Below are 20,953 nucleotides of genomic sequence, written 5' to 3' on the forward strand. Positions count from 1 at the left end.
TTAGAAGTTGAAGTATAGAAACTCAGTGACCTTTTGCAGCTGGAATACAGAATAAACAATTAGTGCTGATACATAAAAGGCGTAAGCCCAATTAGGTTTAAGGCTGTTCTTTAATTCAATTGAGTTTTTGGCAAATATTGCAATGGCAAAGCCGATTAGCGTGATTAAGGCTGGCTTTAAAAATCCTTCCGCGAGCGGATACTGGTAAAAATCGCTGGTGACCTTTTGTATAAAGGCATATCTGTTCAGTTCTTCCGGCAGTGCAAAGCCGTTGAAGCCTGCCATTCCTTTTAATACATTCACCGCTACATCAAAGGATGGTGCCCTGAAAAATACCCATGTGGCATTAACAAAGTTAAAGGTGATGAACCATGCAAGCAGTTTATTCATTGTAAACCCTGCTTTTGTCCAAAAACGGTTAATTACGCTGGCAAAACCGTGCATCAAGCCCCAGACAATAAAAGTCCAGCCTGCTCCATGCCAGATTCCGCTGACAAAGAAAATGATCAATATATTTATATAGGTTCGTATTGCTCCCTTCCGATTTCCACCAAGGGGTATATAAATATACTTCGTTAAAAATCCTGATAGTGTGATATGCCATCTTCTCCAGAAGTCCTGGATGTTTAATGCCTTGTACGGCGAATTAAAATTTAGCGGAAGGGCGATATTGAAAAGCAGCCCAGCTCCAATGGCCATATCCGAGTATCCGCTAAAATCAAAGTATAGCTGGAACGTATAAGCCAGTGAAGTCATCCAGGAATCCACGAATGTAAGACTTTCAGCGATGCTGTATCCTTTATTTGCCCAAACGGCAAAAGTATCGGCGATCCCCACCTTCTTAAATAATCCCACTGAAAAAACGAAGAGTCCGAGACCGATATTTTTAAAATTGATTTTGCGGTTACTTTTATCATCGAACTGGGACATTACCTGGCTGTGATGGACAATCGGCCCAGCAATCAACTGCGGGAAAAAACTGACAAACAATGAATAATTTAAGAAATTATATTCTTTCGTTTCATGGCGATAAGAGTCTACCAGATAAGCAATCTGCTGAAAAGTATAAAAGCTGATTGCCAAAGGCAATATTAAATGAAGCACATTAAAATTGGTGTCAAAGGCTATGTTCAAGTTCGTTACAAAGAAATCGTAATATTTAAAATATCCAAGAAGGCAGACATTAAAGATAATACCAATGGTTAAAAGCAATTTTCTTTGCCAAACTGGCTTATCCTTTCCTAAAAATGAACCAATGGAAAAGTTAATAATTAAGGATGCCAATATTAAAGGCAGGTACTTTGGGTTCCACCAGCTGTAAAAGAATAGCGAGCTAGCGAGCAGCCATACTTTTGAGAGCGTAAAGTTTATTTTATTTAAAAGAAAATAGATGATAAACACTATTGGGAGAAACACAAAAATAAATTCAAAAGAATTAAAGATCAAAGAGAATCTCCTCCATTAAATTATGACTAAGTATACTGTCTGATGATTTCCGCTCCAATCAAGCAAAGTGCCCAAAATCAATATAAAGCTTAATCACAGCCAAATTTATAATGGCTATCATGCAGTCTGATTGCCAAATAAATCATACTATACAAGATTGAGAGTGACAACACAATGAAAAACGAATTGATATGATCCTAAAATTCAAAACTGTATATTAAGTTTTAATAGCATAAAAGAAAACTAAGGTATATGATTAATCTGATACAAATTACCTATTTTATGGTAATTAAAGGGTTTTAAACCATATTTTATCCATATATGATAATTTAACCAATAGAAGAAAAATTTTCATATTTCCTTCTTGTATAAAACCTCTTATGTGTTAAAATGAAAATGTAATATCTTCCGTTTTGTTTGGCGATAAATTGTGTGGGCGATGGTTGGTCGCAGGCCGGAAGAAGATATCTGCTTTATTAAGCGGATATCTTTTTTTTGTGTTATTTTATAGATAATGGTAATATTTCATTATTTTACCAATAAATTTGCTATACTTAGAAAGTAATAGATTTTTACATATATAGACATTTACTAGAAAGAAAGTCAGGGGTTGTAGAAAGTGAAGAAAATCATTTTTTTAGGTATTATTTTTCTGGTTGGTCTGGCAGGGCTTCAACCAGTATATGCAGCTGAAAGTCCCATCCGGTTGACACCTGGTATAACTCTGGAAAAAAAGAATACACTCATATCCAATAAAAAGCAGGCAATAAATCTGCTAAACATTAACCTTTTAGATCCTTATACCACCATGAATTATGGAGTATCTGATCCAATAAATAAGCTGGAACCTGTTACAGCTATGGCAAAAATGAATACCTTTGAAAAACATCATATTGTTGGAGCTATTAATGCTTCTTTTTTTCATATGGAAAACGGAAATCCTACCTATCTATTATCCTCAAATAATAACATACAATTTCTAGGGGCTGTATCTAATCTTGAAAATGGCTATATGTACACGCCGGCAGCTTTTGGTGTTGATAAAAACGGAAAGGCATTAATTGATAAATTTAAGCTTAAAATAACTTTTGGCCACCATAATAAAACCTTTCAGGTGGATTCATTTAACCGCCAGCGAAACACAAATGAAAGTATCTTATATACAAGCAGTTTCCGCTATGGAAATACCAGAACAAATGAAACGGGACTTGAAATTATCGTAAGGAATTTGAACAAGACACTGGACCCCGGGGCTGATTTCGGCGAAACGGTAACAGGGAAAGTTACAGGAATCAGGCCTTATGGACAAGTATCAAGTTCTATCATCCCTGAAGACGGATTTGTTATTTCTGCACATGGAACAAAGGCCGATCAAATAAGAGATTTGAAAATAGGAGATTCTGTGACGGTCAAAGCTGATATAGATGATAAATGGAGGGATGCTTCCTTTATGCTTGCAAGCGGACCGCTGCTTGTGCAGAAGGGAAAAGTGAATATGACTATTGATCCCTCCAGCCCGCGCGCCGTTTCGAGAGAGCCTAGAACTGCAGTCGCTGTGGATTCCACACGTAATAAAGTGTTCTTTGTAACAGTGGACGGGCGAATGCCGGGCTATAGTGAAGGGATGACACTTAAAGAGTTTGCAGCTTATTTAGTGAGTCTGGGAGCAGATCAGGCATTGAACCTGGATGGGGGAGGCTCAACTACTATGGCTGCAAGATTGCCGGGGAATCGGTATGCTTCCTTAGTTAACAAGCCTTCAGGAGGAAAACAGCGGAATGTTTCTGCTGTTTTGCAGGCCATCAGCACAGCACCTTACGGAGAAGCGGTTTCTTTTAAAGCTGCACAGTCAGTGGAAGGGAAGCTTGCCGTCGGAGCTTCCGTTTCATTTACATTATCAGCAGCTTTGGATAGGTATAATAATTTAATTCCAGTCCACCAGGACCAAGTGAAGTATAAAGCTGAAGGGGCCGCCGGGAAAATGGAAGGTGATAGATTTATTGCGCTTAAGGAAGGCACAGCAAATGTCACTATTCAATACGGCGAAGCGGAAGTGAAAGTACCGGTAACTGTTTCAGGTACTCCGCATAAGATTGAAGTTAATCCAAAAGAACTCTATCTTGGAAAAGGAGATAAGCAAAAGCTTACAGTTAAAGCTTATGACTCAAGCGGAAAACCGCTAATTATTAATTCATCCAATATTGAATGGTCTTCTTCCGGGGAGATCGGAGAGGTAGGTGCTGATGGGGTCTTCCAGGCTGCCGCAAAAGAAGCCAAGGGTACATTGACGGGAAGGATAGGAGGCGCAAAAGCAGTAATACTAGTGACCGTCAGCAATAAGCCGAGATCATCAGCAGTTTTGATTCTGCAGTGGAGTGGAAGGCGGAAGGTATTAGAGCCAGAACTTCATTGTCGTCCCATACGAACTTCGGCCATAAAGAAGGCAAGGGGACTTTAAAGCTGACTTATGACTTTGAGGGGAATAAAAACGGAACAGCAGCTTCCTATGCTGTTGCTTCCCAACGGTTACTAATACCGGGAAAACCTTCTGCGATTGGAATATGGGTTTATGGTGATGGACAAGCCCATTGGCTCCGCGGGAAATTGTATGATGCTTCAGGAAAAGAAGTGACGATTAATTTTACGGAAGATGGGGCGTTGAACTGGAAAGGGTGGAGGTACATAGAGGCTGATATCCCTTCCAGCGCAAGCTATCCTATTTCACTGGATCGAATCTATATTGCTGAACCTAGAGTTGCGAATCAAAATAAAGGAAGTATTTATCTTGATAAGCTGCAGGCTGTATATGATGAAGATCATATTGAACCGTACTTCCAAACCAATTCGAGTACGATTAAAGCTTCAGCAAACAAACAATGGAAGATTGCTTTTAATATAGAAATGAGCCCCTCCACCGTGAATAGCGGCAACATCTATGTTCAGGATGAAGCAGGTGAAAGGCTGCCTGTCAGTGTTAAATTAAACAAGGATCTTAAGACTGTTATGATCGGAGCTCCCTCCAAGGGATATGCTTCCGGCAAATCCTATCAGCTTGTTGTAACCACATTCGTACGCTCGGCTAAGGGAATACCTTTAAGGAAAGACTATTCTATGCCTTTTGGTATTTATTGATTTTGACTAGTGACTTGAAAATAAAAAGATCAACCGATGCAGGTTGATCTTTTTTACTGTTCAAAGGTTTATTGGCCGGGAGAAACCTTCCATTTGGTAAGGTCCGGGTTTTCCTTGTTTACAAGGCTGGAAGGATAGATAAATGTCCAGGGCTTGGAAGTGTTTGCTTTAACCTCGAAGTCTTCCAATTTAAATCCGCCTCTAGCGATTATATCGCCAGCGGCATCTTCAACCTGCAGCGGAAGCTGTTGAATATTAATATTTTTATCATGTCCATTCCGGATAAGAACTGTCACATGAAGATCCCCGGATTCCGCAAGTTTCGCAGACAGACCCATAAAGTTAACCTCTCCTGGCTTGGGAGGCTGAACGCTTTGAACAAGAGTTTGGAGCTTTTCCTTATCTTCTTCGGCAATTGTCTGTTCCCAGGTTTCATGCAGATCTAATGCATGCTGTTTCTTAAGCTCAAAGGCGATTGTCCAATCCTCTTTGCTGCATTCTGTTTTTTGCATTGAAGAAACCGGGAATACAAAAGTCCATGGCCGGCTGCTCTTCCCGGGTAAATCGCCAAGTTCACTTAAATCGAATTGGCGTCGGGCAATTACTTCTTTATTGGAGTCCAGAAGGAGCAGATCCGTTTTTTCAAACTTAATGCCTTTATTTAAGCTGTTCCGGACAAAGGCTGTTACTTCCAATCCTGACTCGGCAGGTTTTAAATCAATCCCGGAAAGGGAAATTTGATTCGGCTTTAAAGGAGCCAGTTCGTTATTTAAAAATCTTAAAACATACATTTGTTCAGTTGGGATATTCCAGCTTGGATGGATTGATAACTCTGTATCTACCTCTTCCTCTTCTGCTGACTCACTTTCATTGAGAAGCTCGGCAGCAGAGACGCTGCTATCCAGTCCCGATTTTTTCACTTGTTCCTTGCTTTTACGGCGGAAGATAGAAAGCATGGCTTTTTTCTCCTTTTAGTGTTTTTGCTGTTTTTGTTTATCTTCTTTTATACGCTGATGCATGCTGGCTGTTTCAAGGGAAACGGCCTTTTCAATTTTATGGTAGGTTATCGTAAACAATTCAAGGCCTTCTCGTTGATAAATTCTCATAGGGTCCTCTTGCTGGTAATGTCTGAGGCCGATTCCTTCTTTCAGCCTTGTCATTCCCTCAAGGTGCTGAATCCAATGCCTATCAATGATTGCTGTCATTACATATTTAAGGGCAGCCTGGAAATCTTCCTGGTCTCTTAATGCTTCAATTTCTTCTATATAATTGGTTAAAGCAGGATTAATGGAATCTTCAACCTCTGATTTATCGGTGACTGTTTCCGGCATTGAAATGGACTGTCCGGAAAGAATTGAATTCATTGATGCCAAAAGGCTATTTACCGGCCAATCTTCCGGCAGAATTTCATCTGCACAGGTGTCTTCCATTTCGTTCTTAATAGTTTCCTCTATCATAGGAATTAATAATTTGATGCGATCATCCTGTTCCAGGACCCTGTTTCTTAATGTATAAATAATTCCTCTTTGCTCATTAATGACATCGTCCAGCTTCAAATTGTACTCGCGCATCGAGAAGTTCGCGCCTTCAACGATTCTTTGTACTCGATCGACGAACTCATGGATTTTCTTGTTTTCCACTAATCCGATATTATTAACGGTAAGTGTTTTTTGGATCTTTTCCAAATCGTCCTTTGCAAACCTTCTGAACATATCATCTTCTAGCGATATGAAAAATTGGGTCGAGCCCGGATCTCCCTGGCGCCCTGAGCGGCCTTTCAGCTGATTGTCTACACGTCTGCTCTCATGGCGTTCTGTTCCCAGGACATGAAGGCCGCCAAGCTCTGCTACTCCTTCACCCAGAAGAATATCCGTTCCTCGTCCGGCCATGTTCGTAGCAATCGTAATTTGTCCTTTCTGTCCTGCAAGCGAGATTAGACGTACCTCCTGCTCCACGCTCTTGGCATTAAGCAGCTCATAGTTTAAACCAGCCTCATCCAGGTACTTTGCTATTTTTTCCGATTGAAGAATGGAGGTGGTACCCACTAGAACAGGCTGTCCTTTGCTGTGCCTTTCCTTGACCTCGTTAGTTACTGCTGTGTATTTATCATGAGTTGTTTTAAACACTCTATCTTGCAGATCTTCCCTCAATTTAGGTTTATTAGTAGGAATCTGAATGACGGACATTCCATAAACCTGCTCAAATTCCTTTTCTTCCGTTTTCGCAGTGCCGGTCATTCCGGAGAGGAAAGGGTACATTCTGAAGTAATTTTGGATTGTAATGGAAGCTTGTGTTTTATTTTCCTCTGTAATTTCAAGGCCTTCCTTCGCTTCTATTGCCTGATGCAGCCCATCACTTAATGTGCGGCCTTCCATTATCCGGCCTGTAAACATGTCAACAAGCATGACTTTTCCTTCGTGAACAATATAATCCACGTCCCGTTCAAACATCACATGTGCTCTTACAGCCTGTATTACATAATGGTATAAAGTCTGGTGCTCAAGTTCGTATAAATTTTCTACGCCAAAGGCTCTTTCAACCTTTTCAATTCCTTCGTCCGTGAGGCTGGTTGCCTTCGTTTCCTCATCAAAGGTATAGTCAATATCTTGTTTAAAACGCTTTGCAAGGCGTGCAGCAATATAATGAAGGTCTGCGCTTGCCGTCATTTTACCAGCAATAATAAGCGGCGTTTTGGCTTCATCAATTAATACACTGTCCACTTCATCTATAATCGCATAGTGATATGGCCTTTGGGTGCGTTCCTGTGTATTCCTGACCATGTTGTCCCTTAAATAGTCAAAACCAAATTCGGTTCCAACACCGTATGTAATATCTGCTTCATATGCCTTTTGCTTTTCTTCAGGCATCATCATTGGCACATTCAGTCCAACTGAAAGGCCGAGAAACTCATGGATTTGTCCAATGATTTCCCTGTCACGGCGGGCAAGATAATCATTGACGGTAATAACGTGAACGCCTTTTCCTTCCAGGGCCCTTAGGTAGCTGGGAAGGGATGCTACCAGAGTTTTTCCTTCTCCTGTAGCCATCTCGGCAATATTTCCTTCTGTTAAAACAAGCCCTCCAATCAATTGAACGTCAAAGTGGCGCAAGCCCAGTACCCGCTTTGATGCTTCGCGAACAACCGCAAAGGCATCAGCTTTTATATCGTGTATGGATTTGCCCGATTGTAAAGCTAATTTGAATTCATCTGTTTTATTTTTTAACTGGCTGTCGGATAAAGCTTCATACTTTTTTTCAAGTGAATTAATATGATTGACAAATTTGTAATACTTCTTTAATCGTTTATCATTTGTATCTCCGATAGTTCTTTTGAGAAACGTTAGCATGTTTGACGCCCCTTAATATCTAGTTAAACTAATAATTTCTAACATTTATTAATCTTACCAAAAGAATGCAATTTTTACTATATTTCCAGAATAAATGGGAAATAATTCAATATTTTTAATGGATCATTCGTCTTTTTTACCCAGAAAACATTATCAAATTATGTAACTATTTTCCCTTGTCTATCGTCTAAGAATAGGGATATAGAGCGGATGTTTGATTTTGGGGGAAATCGGGGAAATGGATGTAAGAAAACCGTAATCAAATTTTAGTGGATAAATTAAAAAGAAGTAGATATAATAATGAAGTTGATAAGGGTATAGTTTATTGACTTTACAAGATTACTAGTATTATAAAAGAGTCTGAGAAAAGCCTGCGATTAAAAACCCAAATTTTTGGAGTTTATGAACGAACTTGTTAATTTAAAAAAATTCACTTTGGATATGCTAATGATTGAGGAGGTCCTTCATGGTTTACCTTACCTTGTTAATATGTTTTATCGCTTCAATAATTATTACACCAATGGTAAAAAAGCTTGCCATAAAAATTGGTGCAGTTGATAAGCCAAATCAGCGTAAAGTTCATCAAAAAATCATGCCGCGTTTAGGCGGTCTTGCTATATATTTAAGCTTCATTATCGGTCTGCTGGTTCTAAGACCGGAAGATCAATTTGCAATGCCGATTATTATCGGAAGCTTAATCATCATCGTTACCGGGATTTTGGATGATTTAATTGAGCTTTCCGCTAAAATCAAACTGATTGGCCAGCTGGCAGCAGCTTTGGTTGTGGTACTGGGCGGTGTTCAGGTTGATTACATTAACATCCCTTTTATGGGGACATTGGACTTTGGTATGCTAAGTATTCCACTAACTATTTTGTGGATTGTGGGCATTACAAACGCCATTAACCTGATCGATGGCCTTGATGGTCTTGCAGCCGGTGTTTCCTCCATCGCTTTAATCACCATTTCCGGTATGGCTATTTTAAAGGGTGATGCATTTGTAGTAAGCGTTGGATTCATCGTGCTGGGAAGTACACTTGGCTTCCTGCTGTATAACTTCCATCCAGCCAAGATATTTATGGGAGATACTGGAGCCTTATTTTTGGGCTATATGATTGGTGTGCTTTCACTGCTCGGCTTTAAAAATGTCACCATGATTTCCTTTATTATCCCTGTTATTATTCTCGGTGTTCCGATTTCTGATACGTTTTTTGCCATCATCAGAAGAATTGTCAATAAACAGCCGTTATCGGCTCCGGATAAGTCCCATTTGCACCATTGCCTGTTAAGGCTTGGTTTTTCCCACAGGCAAACAGTTCTGCTTATTTATGCATTGGCGGCAATGTTTGGACTATCCGCGGTTATTTTGACACAGGCTACCGTTTGGGGAGCGCTCCTTTTAATCGGAACATTGATTTTGGCCATTGAGCTTATTGTTGAGAAAATTGGACTTGTTAACAAGGATTACAAACCGATACTGAAGATGGTAAATGCCAAAAAAGTAATGAAATAATTGGACCTGCTTATAAAAAGCGACTCTTAGGAGTTGCTTTTTTTTATGACTGTTTTTTTTATCTTTGTTTCATGTACTAAGCGGACCAGAGACGACCCTTGAGCCTCCAACACTAAGTCAGCATGGTCTCCCTTTGAATCCGACTCCTGCAAGCCATTGAATTGATACCCCGATAATTACCGCAAGAAGAAATTGTGGATGCATTTTGACCGCCTTCCGCTCCAATCAAACTTTAAGAACAGCCTTTGTATATTAAAAAAAGGCTTGTTCCTTTCGAACAAGCCTTTTAATCCTAGTATTCACTTCCGGTATTATGATTATCCTCATAAATGTTATCTTGATCAGCTGTATTAATGGTTTCTTCAATTTCCAGGTGCCTTTTTAGGGTTTCCTGCACATTTTCGACTTCCATTTCATCTAACTGATAATAATATACTGAATCAATATAGGCATCGCTGCCAGCAAGTGTCATGGTTTCAATGTTGAGTCCTGATCCGGCAGTCGCATAATCAATAAAAGATTTCATTTCGCTGAAAGATAAATCAGTTGTCATGTTATCTCCTACAGCTTCGATAACATCTGAATATTTAGTTAACCCCTTGGCGGATACCGCCTTTTTCATAATTCCCTTAATAATTTGCTGCTGTCGTTTCCCTCGCTCAATATCGTTATCCAGCTTTCGGGTTCTTGCTAATGCCAGGGCTTCCTCACCGTTCAGTTCTTGTAGTCCCGGCTGAAGGTTAATGGCATTTTTTCGATCCTTTGAATCCATTTCGCTGATTTCGTAAGGAACTTCTGCTTCAATTCCGCCTAATGCATCTATTACATCTATGAATGCATTAAAGTTCATTTTGACATAATAATCGATAGGGATATCCAAAAGCCCTTCTACCGTTTCAATCGTTGATCCGGCGCCACCATTGGCATGGGCGTGTGTAATCTTATCCTCATAGCCTAATTCTGGTATGTAGACGTAAGAGTCACGCGGAATACTTAAAAGCTTTACGGATTTATTTTTCTCATTAAAAGTAGCAACCATTAATGCATCCGAACGAGAGCCGCCTTCAAAATTGCGAACATTGCTATCATCAACGCCTATGAATAGGATAGAGGTGTTTTCATCCATCGGGTCTGCTTGCACCCGCTTTGTTTCACGCTCTATGGGCTGATACGACTCATCCATAACAGATTGAGCTTTGTTGTAAAGAATTGCACCATATGCGGTTGCGCTTAATGTAATAAATAATAATGGAAGTAATATCCAAGTAATGATTCGTTTTTTTCGCTTTTTCTTGGTTTTATAGGAACGTCTGTCCAGGGACATATTGTATTTTCTCCTTTAATAAAAAGTATGAATTCAATCTCATATAAATTATTTTACCGTTTTTTATAATAACCGTAAATTACGGATTACAGAGGAACGTTTTCCTCAAGGTATAACATGTCTCCTTCAGAAATTTCGGCTTGCCCATTTGTCAGGCTGGTCATCCACTCCGTAAAGGAATCTGTCTGGCTTTCTTCAACATATGTTTCAACTTCTACCGTGTCCAAATAATGAATCTCCTTTAAACTGTAAACGGAAGAACGCAGTTCATTTTCAAGCTTTCCAAGCCATGTGTAATCCACTTTGGTATGCATAACCCTCATTAGTTTACGTTCAACCATTCCGGTCTCTTTAATGCCTTCGGAAGTTGCTTTGCCATAAGCGCGGATTAAGCCGCCTGCTCCTAATTTTATTCCCCCGAAGTAACGGGTTATGACAACAACAGTATCCTTCAAATTCTTTTTTTTCAGAACCTCCAGAATAGGAACTCCAGCGGTCCCGCTTGGTTCTCCATCATCATTCGCTTTTTGTATTTGATCGTTCTCGCCTATCATATAAGCCGAACAATTATGGGTTGCATCCCAATTCTTCTTTTTTATCGTTTGGATAAAATCTTGCGCTTCAGCTTCAGTTTCAGCTCTGGAAACATATGCTATGAATCTGGATTTTTGGATTATGATCTCGTATTCACCGTAATCTCTTACTGTATAGTATCGGGGCAGCATACAAGCCAGCTCCTTTCCTATTGCTCCCGTGTTATGTATAAAATTCTGCTTCTTTCATTATAATTCGACAAAAAGCTTCCCACTTAAATTTCAACTGATTGTAATGAAACTTTAATATTGCCGTTCTTTTCACATGTTATAATAAAAAATATTCTGATAGTACATATGTCTTTTATTTTAGAATAATTTTTAGGTATAATTCCTTTTGAGAAAACATTCTTTGCCCTATAGTACTTGTTGTGTTGTAAGTTTACATATCTTTATATAGGATATAAGACTCAGGGAAGAAACTCAAGACTGTGCCTTTTTACCGAATTTTGGCTATTGTGGGATAGTTTTCATTCCAATTAGATAGTATAACCCTCCAATTCAAGCTAAAATAGTGGTAGACAGCATTCAGGAGTTCTATGCTCCTTGGAGGATTAGAATATGAATATTAAGAGATTTGACACAAAGACACTCGATCTTATTTTACAAAAGAGTGATCGACACAGTCGGTACGAGCAAGGATGAGATTTTTCGCATAGGGGAACAATGCCGCAAAGACCACGAAACCCTGACAGACGAGCTAAGAGATGTCAAACAGATGGTGATCAAAACCATTGATGAAGGGGACAAGCTTGAAGTCCAGACGAGGTTTGCCAGGAAGAGGCTTGCAGAGGTCAGCATGCATTTTAAAGATTACACAGAGGCAGAGGTAAGGGACGCTTACGAAAAAGCCCATCAGCTGCAAATGGACCTTTCCATGAATAGACAGCTGGAAAAACAGTTGCGTGACCGAAGGGATGACATTGAAAGAAGGCTCCTGAGTGTAAATGAAACCATCGACCGCGCTGAGGCTCTTGTTTCCCAAATCTCTGTCGTCATGAACTACCTTACAAGCGACCTAAAGCAAATGGGTGAAATTTTAGAGGATGCGAAGCTTAAACAAGAATTCGGACTGAAAATAATCGAAGCTCAGGAAGATGAGCGGAAGAGGTTATCCCGGGAAATTCATGATGGTCCTGCCCAAATGATGGCCAACGTCATGATGCGTTCAGATTTAATTGAACGAGTTTATAATGAACGGGGTGCCGGTGAGGCGTTTACTGAAATCAAAAGCCTTAAAAAAATGGTCCGAAATGCTTTATATGAGGTTCGCCGCATTATCTATGACCTGCGCCCTATGGCTTTGGATGACCTGGGTTTAGTTCCCACCCTCAGAAAGTACCTGCAAACGATCGAAGATTATCATGGGTCAACAAAGATTTATTTTAGTAATATAGGCAATGAAGTAAGGCTTCCATCCCAATATGAAGTTGCGCTTTTTCGCCTGGTACAAGAATCCGTCACAAATGCGCTTAAGCATGCGGACCCTAGAGAGATAAATGTAAAACTGGAGATTAATAAGACAAGTGTAATGGTTGTGATTAAGGATAACGGAAAAGGCTTTGATATCAGTGAGAAAAAAGCGGAGTCTTTTGGAATTATCGGAATGAGAGAGAGAGTGGAACTTCTGGAAGGTGAACTTTCAATTGATTCCAAGCCTGGCAAAGGCACGGTTGTCCTGATTCAAGTACCTTTAAACTTGTAATATAGAGAAAAATTCGAGAGAAAAAACCGGAAATTTTGGGAGGCGAAGCAATTGGCTACTAAGATCGTCATAATAGATGACCATCAATTGTTCAGAGAAGGGGTAAAACGCATCTTAGACTTTGAAAAATCATTCGAAGTTGTAGCAGAGGGCGATGATGGCACAGAAGCTATCTCCCTTGTTGAAGAAAATAATCCTGATGTAATCATCATGGATATTAATATGCCTCATGTGAACGGTGTGGAAGCTACACGCCAATTAGTTGAAAAATATCCTGATTCAAAAGTTATCATCTTGTCCATTCATGATGATGAAAACTATGTTACCCATGCACTAAAGACAGGAGCAAGCGGCTATTTGCTTAAGGAAATGGATGCAGATGCATTGGTGGATGCTGTCAAGGTTGTCGCTGAAGGCGGCTCCTATTTACATCCAAAAGTTACGCATAACCTTGTAAATGAATACCGCCGTTTGGCTACCGTAAGTGCAGGCGGTGGCGGATCAAGCTACTCACAGCCTGAAATCCGACGTCCGCTTCATTTACTGACGCGCCGCGAATGTGAAGTCCTTCAGCTCCTTGCAGACGGAAAAAGCAACCGCGGAATCGGCGAAGCGCTTTATATTAGCGAAAAAACAGTTAAAAACCACGTAAGCAACATCCTTCAAAAAATGAACGTAAACGACCGTACCCAGGCGGTAGTCGTAGCAATCAAAAATGGCTGGGTAGAAGTACGATAAGCAAAAAAACGGAATGGCAAATGCCATTCCGTTTTTTTATGTTTATGGGTACCAGGTACCACCCGAATTTTGTCGAAAACTATATTCTTTGAGGGGAATATTGGGAATTGGAATGTTATTAATAATTTTACAAATTTTTAATATTTCTATGATAAAATAACTAAGTAATCTACTAATTCATTAGGAGGAAGTTCCTTTGAAAAAGAAAACCAATAAAAAAGGTTTGAAAGCCCTTACAGGTGCAGCTTTAGCGTTTGGATTAATCATTCCGCAGGCAGCTCCTGTTATTACCTATGCGGAAGTAATGAATAGTGATGTAGTTAACCTGCAAATTTTGGAGACAACCGATATACATACGAACATTGTAAACTATGATTATTTCAAGGATGCACCAACACAGAGCTTTGGCCTTTCTAAAACAGCTACTCTTATCAAACAAGCTCGAACAGAAAATGCTAATACACTCCTTTTCGATAATGGAGATATTATTCAGGGTAGCCCTCTTGGTGATTATGTCGCAACAGTGGACAGGCTTCAAGAAGGTGAAGTCCACCCGGCGGTAAAAGCTTTAAATCTATTAAACTATGATGCTGCCACATTAGGAAATCATGAATTTAACTATGGTTTGGATTTCTTGAATGAAGCTATGGATGATGCTGAGTATCCAGTATTATCAGGAAATATTTATAAAGATGACGGCGACGATGACCCGGCGAACGACGAAACTTACTTTGATGCCTATGAAATTTTAGAAAGAGAAGTTACAGATCAAGAAGGCGATAAGCACACAATCAAGGTAGGGGTTCTTGGATTCGTAGCCCCACAAATCATGAATTGGGATCGTGCGCACCTTCAAGGAAAAGTAATCACCAAAGATATTATTAAAGAAGCAGAAAGCTATATACCGAAAATGAAGGAAGAGGGAGCAGACATTATTGTTGTACTTTCCCATTCCGGAATTGCCGACCTGGACAGCAAAGGCAATGTTCCTGCATATCGGGAATTTATGGAAAATGCATCATACTACCTTACTCAAGTAGAGGGAGTTGATGCTGTATTAACAGGACATCAGCATAAGAAATTCCCGGCTGTTGACAAAACAAAAGCGGATTTCCCGGACGGGCAAGGATTTGATAATGAAAAAGGAACCATTAATGGTGTTCCCGTTGCCATGCCTAGCTCCTGGGGCGACTATTTGGGCGTTATTGACATGACTCTTGAAAAAGTGGGAGAAGAGTGGACCGTTAAGGATGCAAGCTCTGCTTTACGCTCTGCAATCGGTGACTCTGTTGCAAGTGATGCTGAAATTGAAGATGCTATCAGTGGAGAGCATGAAGGAACGGTTGAGTATGTACGTTCACCAGTTGGAGAAACGACTAGCCCAATCAATAGCTACTTCGCTCTTGTGCAGGATGATCCATCCGTTCAGATCGTGACAAATGCCCAAAAGTGGTATGTGGAGAATAAGTTAAAGGGAACCCAGCATGAAGGTCTTCCAGTGCTTTCTGCCGGAGCTCCATTTAAAGCAGGCGGACGAAATGGAGCAGAATATTACACAGATATACCAGCAGGCACTATTGCTATTAAGAACGTGGCAGACCTATATCTGTATCCAAATACTGTGTATGCATTAAAAATCAATGGAACTGAATTGAAAAATTGGCTTGAATGGTCTGCTGCCCAATTTAAACAAGTTGATCCGGCAAGCAGCGAAGTTCAGCCTTTAATTGATACAGAGTTCCCGACTTATAACTTTGACATCATTGATGGAGTAACATATGAAATTGATGTAACAAAACCAGCTAAGTATGCAAAGGACCAATCAGTTATCAACCCTGATTCAAGCCGTATCGTGAATTTAAAGTATGAAGGCAAGCCTGTCACAGAGGATATGGAATTCGTTGTAGCGACAAACAACTATCGTGCTTCTACAAATATGATTGTAAATCCTGAAGGCAAGAATACGATTCTTGCTGCACCGGATGAAAATCGCCAGGCGATTATCGACTACATTAAAGAGACAAAGACAATCAATCCTTCTGCGGATGGAAACTGGACATTTGCTCCGGTACCAGGTGATGTGAAGGTATCTTTTGAGTCTTCACCAAATGCTGAAAAATATCTTGAAGCCAATCCGCATATCACATTTGCCAAACAGCTATCCAGCGGCTTTGCTGAATATACAACCACCTTGCCTAAGAAAGAGGGGGCAGAATTTGCAGATGTCCCTGCTGACCATTGGGCCTATAAGTATATTAGTGAATTAGCTGCAGACAATGTGGTAAAAGGCACAGACGATGGCCTGTTTAACCCTGAAGGGAAAATAACGCGTGCACAATTCGCTTCATTGGTTGTGAGAACTTTAGGCTTAACAGCTGAAAATCCGGTTCCATTTAAAGATGTATCCGGACGTCTTTCTTCTGATATTGCAGCAGCTTACGAAGCTGGCATCGTTTCTGGAACGTCTAAAACGACCTTCAGCCCGAACAGCTTAATTACTCGTGAGCAAATGGCTGCTATGATTGTCCGTGCTTATGAAGTGAAAACCGGCGAAGAGTATGATGCTTCTGAAAAGACATCCTATAAAGATGCCAGCATGATTAGCCCGCGTTTGGCGGAATATGTACATGAAGCTGCTGAATTGGGAATCATGAACGGCTCAACAACCGGCCAGTTCTTGCCTAAGCATAATGCAAATCGTGCACAGGCTGCAAAAGTCATTTATGAATTGTATATAAAGTAAAATAAAGAGGGCTGCCGTGTCAGGCAGCCCTTTATTTAACAGTCATTTTCCTAATTATGTTCTTGAACTTTATTTCGATTTTAAAGGGACCGTTCAAATACCTCTTCATTGTTATATGAGAAAATTCCTCAATGACCATAAATAACACAAAAGCCGAAACAATTATGGCTATCCACATCCACATAAGATCACTCCTCAAAGTATTTAATTTATGTAAAATTAGCAATCTTCCGCAAACTACTAATTTAATCATACATGAAAAAATGGTAGTTTTGTTGTAAAAACAGGAATTTTACCTTTTTTAATCATAAAATCTCGCTGTTGGCTGCAGCATACTAAACTTAATGCAATTTTCCCCACTATCATATAAAATGGTACAAGAACATACAGTAGAGAAAAAAGATAAGGATGGTAACTCTATTTATGAAAACGGCTGTTGTAACAGATAGTACAGCATACATCCCTAAGGATTTAAGAGAGAAGTTACATATACATATGATTCCGCTTAGCGTGATTTTCGGAAATGAAACCTATCAGGAAGAAGTGGAAATCACTGCAGCAGATTTTTATGAAGAAGTGAAGCATAAGGAGCTGCCGACGACTTCGCAGCCTTCTGTTGGCCAGTTTGTCGAGCTTTTTGAGAAGCTTTCGAAGGACTATGACGCAGTTGTTTCAATTCATCTATCGAGCGGCATCAGCGGCACTTTCCAGGGAGCCGTGACTGCTGGCAGCATGGTGGAAGGAATTCAGGTGTTCCCGTTTGATTCTGAGATTAGCTGTATGGTGCAGGGCTTCTATGTTCTAGAAGCTGCTGAACTGGCTGCAGCCGGGAAAGGCCCTCAGGAGATTGTTGAGCGTCTTGAAGAAATGAAGAAATCAATCCGCGCCTATTTTATGGTCGATGATCTATCTCATCTTCAGCGCGGAGGGCGCCTATCAAGTGCACAGGCATTGATTGGAAGCCTGCTGCAGGTGAAGCCGCTGCTTCATTTCGACGATAAGAAAATCGTGCCTTTTGAAAAAATCCGCACCCGAAAAAAAGCCATGAAGCGCATGGTTGATTTGTTCTGGGAAGACGTGAAAAGCGGAGAGCCCTATCGAGCGGTTATTATCCATGCGAACCGTGAGGAAGAAGCCCGCGAATGGAAAGCTGAGCTTGCGGCCCAGTATCCGAATGTGGAATTTATGATTAGCTATTTTGGGCCGGTTATCGGGACACATCTCGGTGAAGGTGCAATGGGGTTTGGCTGGGTGAAAAAATAAAAGAAGGCGCCATCTTTTAAAGAGGATGGTGCTTTCTTTTTGTCTATATTGTGAAATACGTGAATGGACTTGAACAACTGGGTAGTAGAATGGCAAAATTGAAGAGTAGAAGATAGTTATTCTTTTTATCAAAAGTCTCTTTCTTCAAAGATTATTGTTTTCACTTATAAATTCTGCCCGTTGATTTCCGCTGCAGTCACTTGCTTTCCGAGAGGAGGAAGGGGAGCCTCCTCGGCTTCGCCTGTGGGGGCTCCCACCCCCTCACTTCCCGCAGGACATTGAATAAACTTCCTTGAATAGACACCTCGTCGTAAGAAAATGCGAATGCATTTTCGAGGATCAAGTGCCCTCCGCTACAATCAACTCAGAGGTGAAACTAAGTTAGCTTACCCGAAAGCAACAAACTTTACGAAACAGCCTATCTAAAAAATAATGAGGTGATTTTTTGAGATTTACTTTAAGAAGCAATATGTTATCTCCACATGTTAACGAACACCCTCCAGACAGCCTCCCAATTACCTCGATTAAGACCACTCCAGAGCCGCCGCTTAATCAAACTTTCCCTTTTAACAAAGAACTCCAGCAATTACTCCACGGAAAACAGCTTCTAATTGATGATCTGCCTTTCCCCTTGGAAGAAATCCAGCAACACTATGAAAACGGCTATATTCTATACCGAAAAGGGATTAGTAAAGAGAATAATAAGATTGCCTGTGCCAGGTGCGGCAATCAGGATCCCTCGCTTTTTGCCAGCTTTCCCTGTGCGCGCTGCGGTGAGAAGGATTGTACCTATTGCCGGAAGTGCATCATGATGGGGAGGGTGAGTGCTTGCACGCCTTTGATTAGCTGGCGGGGGACAAAGCAGGACGAGGTGATAGCTCAGGATCCTTTAGTTTGGAACGGCAAGCTTTCCGATGGACAGCGGGTTGCCTCTGACCGAGTAAAGCAGGCTATCCAAATTAATAAAGAGCTTCTCGTATGGGCCGTATGCGGAGCAGGGAAAACAGAGGTGCTCTTCTTTGGAATCAGCACGGCACTCGCATCTGGAAAAAGAGTTTGCATTGCCACTCCGCGGACTGATGTAGTCCTCGAGCTTGGTCCCCGTCTAAAAGCAGTCTTCCCCGGGATACAAGTTGCCGTCCTCTACGGTGGCAGTGAAGATCGCCACCTCCAGGCTCCGCTAACAATCGCCACCACTCACCAGCTTCTCCGTTTCTACAAAGCCTTTGATGCCGTCATAGTGGATGAAGTAGATGCCTTCCCGTACACTGCAGACGAAAGCCTTCAATATGCTGTCCGCCAAGCCCGCAAAGACCTCTCCTCGATGATCTGCCTCACAGCAACTCCAAACCAGAAATGGCAAAACGAATGCCGGAGCGGGAAGAGAGACTATGTCACCATTCCCGCAAGATATCACCGTCACCCTTTACCAGTTCCAGCTTTCAAATGGTGCGGCAACTGGGAGAAAGCACTCAAAAAGGAAAAGCTTCCGCCGCCAGTTATCCAATGGATTAAAAAGCGGCTCGACAGCCAGAAGCAATGTCTTCTTTTTCTCCCCAAAATCGATAAGATGGAAAAAGTCCTAATTATCCTCAGAAAGCTCCATCCGAAAATTGAAGCGGTCCACGCGGAAGATCCAGACCGAAAAAGCAAGGTCCAAGCCATGCGCGACAAAGAGGTACCGATGCTTTTAACCACAACCATTCTGGAAAGAGGCGTAACCTTCCCCAATGTTGATGTAGCCGTTCTAGGAGCGGAAGACCGCATTTTTACAGAAAGCGCCCTCGTCCAGATCGCCGGCAGGGTCGGCAGAAGCGCGCAATTTCCCACTGGTGATATAACCTTTTTTCATTACGGAAAAACAGAAAGCATGGTCAAAGCTCGTAAACAAATTCTTAAAATGAATGAAGATGCTAGAAAGAAAGGACTGATTAATTATTAAATGTTTAATATGCCATGAAGAAATCCTGCCGCAAATTGGATGGAACTACTTAATTTCAAAGCAAGAACCTCAATACCTATGTGAATTCTGTGAAAACAGCTTCACTTTAATAGATGGAGAGACTTGCAGCAAATGCAGCCGCCCTCTTGGAGACACCGAGTATAAACAGAAAAACCTCTGTTTTGACTGCATTCGATGGGAGACGGATCCTCAATGGGAAGGCTGCCTTGAACGAAACCATTCCTTGGTCACCTACACAGATTTATGCAAGGAAACAATTGCACGTTATAAGTTTCGAGGCGATTACATTCTTTCCTATGTATTTGCCAGTTTGATGAAAGCCAAGCTGAACACTCTTCAATATGATCTCCTCACCTCTATTCCTTTGAGTTATGAACGCCTGTATGAACGGGGATTTAATCAATCGGAGGCAATCATTATTGCCATGGGAGCCAATCCCGAATCACTCCTCGCCAGAACCCACACGGAAAAACAATCAAAAAAATCCCGCTCCGAAAGGATACACCTTCCGCAGGTTTTTCAAATCACTGCGCCCGATAAAATCACACATAAAAAAATCCTCATCATTGACGATATATATACTACCGGCTCAACGCTTCATCATGCGGCAAAACTCCTCATGGAAGCAGGCGCTGAGTCTGTTAGCTCTATTACTATTGCAAGGGGCTAAATATGTAATCAATTGAAAGAGGGGGAGCAGAAGTGGCTGAACTTTCAAACTGCCCAAAATGCGACGGCCTTTTTGTGAAAAATCAATTCCGCGAAATCTGCCAGGACTGCTGGAAAGAGGAAGAAAAGGCATACGAAACAGTTTATCAATTTATCCGCAAGCGGGAGAATCGGACAGCAAAGCTGCTGGAGGTTGTGGAAGCGACCAGGGTTGAAGAAGAGCTTATTTTGAAATTTATTAAAAGCGGACGCCTGAAGCTTGCTCACTTTCCAAACCTCGGCTATCCGTGCGAAAAATGCGGGGCGAGCATTCGGGAAGGAAAGATTTGCGGGAGCTGTGCTGAGGAACTGAGGAAAGACCTTCAGCAGTATACAGCTGAGGAAGAGCGGAGAAATGAATTGTTAAAGAAAGAGAAAAACGCGACTTATTTTGTGGTAGATGAAAAACTAAAGAGGCGGTATTAGGCTATGTGTCAGGTGCACATAGTCTTTTCTATAGGCTTTTAGATGTATTTTT

Annotated in this window: 15 protein-coding genes and 1 pseudogene; 10 read left to right on the forward strand and 6 right to left on the reverse strand. The window is 41.1% G+C overall.

All coding sequences use genetic code 11. From position 1 onward, the window contains the following. Positions 1–1,446, reverse strand: coding sequence for an MBOAT family O-acyltransferase (locus AC3ZVC_RS06810; protein ID WP_490067389.1), 1,446 nt, complete (start codon positions 1,444–1,446; stop codon positions 1–3). Between the two features lie 619 nt (positions 1,447–2,065). Between AC3ZVC_RS06810 and AC3ZVC_RS06815 the strand changes: the two genes are divergently transcribed. Continuing rightward, positions 2,066–3,904 (forward strand): phosphodiester glycosidase family protein, encoded by a 1,839-nt coding sequence (locus AC3ZVC_RS06815; RefSeq protein WP_490067393.1) that lies wholly within the window; start codon positions 2,066–2,068, stop codon positions 3,902–3,904. After that, on the forward strand, positions 3,856–4,578 hold the full coding sequence (locus AC3ZVC_RS06820) for an Ig-like domain-containing protein (RefSeq protein ID WP_490067395.1): 723 nt from the start codon (positions 3,856–3,858) through the stop codon (positions 4,576–4,578). The genes AC3ZVC_RS06815 and AC3ZVC_RS06820 overlap by 49 nt, the downstream gene beginning before the upstream one ends. Before the next feature lie 68 nt (positions 4,579–4,646). Here AC3ZVC_RS06820 and AC3ZVC_RS06825 read toward each other — a convergent pair whose 3' ends face one another. Both AC3ZVC_RS06825 and secA2 read right to left on the reverse strand, forming a co-directional pair. Beyond that, positions 4,647–5,534 (reverse strand): accessory Sec system S-layer assembly protein, encoded by an 888-nt coding sequence (locus AC3ZVC_RS06825; protein WP_490067397.1) that lies wholly within the window; start codon positions 5,532–5,534, stop codon positions 4,647–4,649. Positions 5,535–5,549: 15 nt separating this feature from the next. After that, positions 5,550–7,925: an accessory Sec system translocase SecA2 gene (gene secA2, locus AC3ZVC_RS06830; RefSeq protein WP_490067399.1), complete on the reverse strand. Its 2,376-nt coding sequence runs from the start codon at positions 7,923–7,925 to the stop codon at positions 5,550–5,552. Between the two features lie 466 nt (positions 7,926–8,391). Between secA2 and AC3ZVC_RS06835 the strand changes: the two genes are divergently transcribed. Further along, positions 8,392–9,438: a glycosyltransferase family 4 protein gene (locus tag AC3ZVC_RS06835; RefSeq protein ID WP_490067402.1), complete on the forward strand. Its 1,047-nt coding sequence runs from the start codon at positions 8,392–8,394 to the stop codon at positions 9,436–9,438. A gap of 292 nt (positions 9,439–9,730) precedes the next feature. Here the strand turns inward: AC3ZVC_RS06835 and AC3ZVC_RS06840 are convergent, their stop codons facing one another. Next, the gene (locus tag AC3ZVC_RS06840; RefSeq protein WP_490067405.1) at positions 9,731–10,762 is read right to left on the reverse strand and encodes an LCP family protein; all 1,032 of its coding nucleotides are present in this window, start codon (positions 10,760–10,762) and stop codon (positions 9,731–9,733) included. Between the two features lie 86 nt (positions 10,763–10,848). Further along, a complete protein-coding gene (locus tag AC3ZVC_RS06845) occupies positions 10,849–11,487 on the reverse strand; it encodes a YigZ family protein (RefSeq protein WP_490067408.1) in 639 nt (212 codons plus the stop codon). A 429-nt stretch (positions 11,488–11,916) separates the two neighbouring features. Here AC3ZVC_RS06845 and AC3ZVC_RS06850 point away from each other — a divergent pair. The 5 genes and pseudogenes from AC3ZVC_RS06850 to AC3ZVC_RS06870 all read left to right on the forward strand — a co-directional run bounded on the left by AC3ZVC_RS06850 (position 11,917) and on the right by AC3ZVC_RS06870 (position 19,746). Beyond that, positions 11,917–13,060 (forward strand): annotated as a pseudogene (locus AC3ZVC_RS06850) (sensor histidine kinase). Between the two features lie 51 nt (positions 13,061–13,111). Next, positions 13,112–13,798, forward strand: coding sequence for a response regulator (locus AC3ZVC_RS06855; protein ID WP_490067411.1), 687 nt, complete (start codon positions 13,112–13,114; stop codon positions 13,796–13,798). Between the two features lie 196 nt (positions 13,799–13,994). Continuing rightward, a complete protein-coding gene (locus AC3ZVC_RS06860; protein WP_490067414.1) occupies positions 13,995–16,541 on the forward strand; it encodes a bifunctional 2',3'-cyclic-nucleotide 2'-phosphodiesterase/3'-nucleotidase in 2,547 nt (848 codons plus the stop codon). Positions 16,542–16,964: 423 nt separating this feature from the next. Then, positions 16,965–17,804, forward strand: a complete 840-nt coding sequence (locus AC3ZVC_RS06865; RefSeq protein WP_490067417.1) for a DegV family protein — start codon at positions 16,965–16,967, stop codon at positions 17,802–17,804. Positions 17,805–18,249: 445 nt separating this feature from the next. Continuing rightward, entirely contained in the window at positions 18,250–19,746 is a 1,497-nt protein-coding gene (locus AC3ZVC_RS06870) for an ATP-dependent helicase ComFA (RefSeq protein ID WP_490067420.1), read from the forward strand. A gap of 106 nt (positions 19,747–19,852) precedes the next feature. Here the strand turns inward: AC3ZVC_RS06870 and AC3ZVC_RS06875 are convergent, their stop codons facing one another. After that, a complete protein-coding gene (locus AC3ZVC_RS06875) occupies positions 19,853–19,987 on the reverse strand; it encodes a hypothetical protein (protein WP_490067425.1) in 135 nt (44 codons plus the stop codon). Between the two features lie 93 nt (positions 19,988–20,080). On the opposite strand from AC3ZVC_RS06875, the gene AC3ZVC_RS06880 reads away from it, so the two are divergent. Together AC3ZVC_RS06880 and AC3ZVC_RS06885 are read left to right on the forward strand one after the other, a co-directional pair. Then, on the forward strand, positions 20,081–20,437 hold the full coding sequence (locus AC3ZVC_RS06880) for a ComF family protein (RefSeq protein WP_490068853.1): 357 nt from the start codon (positions 20,081–20,083) through the stop codon (positions 20,435–20,437). Positions 20,438–20,469: 32 nt separating this feature from the next. Further along, on the forward strand, positions 20,470–20,901 hold the full coding sequence (locus AC3ZVC_RS06885; RefSeq protein WP_490067428.1) for a TIGR03826 family flagellar region protein: 432 nt from the start codon (positions 20,470–20,472) through the stop codon (positions 20,899–20,901). Positions 20,902–20,953 lie beyond the last annotated feature (52 nt).

Source organism: Cytobacillus sp. C11.1, assembly GCF_058145115.1.

Bases quoted from the DNA above. Each gene is read 5' to 3' on its own strand.
- AC3ZVC_RS06845 (WP_490067408.1), bottom strand. From the start codon at position 11,487: ATGCTGCCCCGATACTATACAGTAAGAGATTACGGTGAATACGAGATC.
- AC3ZVC_RS06880 (WP_490068853.1), top strand. From the start codon at position 20,081: ATGAAAGCCAAGCTGAACACTCTTCAATATGATCTCCTCACCTCTATT.
- secA2 (WP_490067399.1), bottom strand. From the start codon at position 7,925: ATGCTAACGTTTCTCAAAAGAACTATCGGAGATACAAATGATAAACGA.
- AC3ZVC_RS06825 (WP_490067397.1), bottom strand. From the start codon at position 5,534: ATGCTTTCTATCTTCCGCCGTAAAAGCAAGGAACAAGTGAAAAAATCG.
- AC3ZVC_RS06865 (WP_490067417.1), top strand. From the start codon at position 16,965: ATGAAAACGGCTGTTGTAACAGATAGTACAGCATACATCCCTAAGGAT.
- AC3ZVC_RS06835 (WP_490067402.1), top strand. From the start codon at position 8,392: ATGGTTTACCTTACCTTGTTAATATGTTTTATCGCTTCAATAATTATT.
- AC3ZVC_RS06840 (WP_490067405.1), bottom strand. From the start codon at position 10,762: ATGTCCCTGGACAGACGTTCCTATAAAACCAAGAAAAAGCGAAAAAAA.
- AC3ZVC_RS06875 (WP_490067425.1), bottom strand. From the start codon at position 19,987: ATGGTTTCGTTCAAGGCAGCCTTCCCATTGAGGATCCGTCTCCCATCG.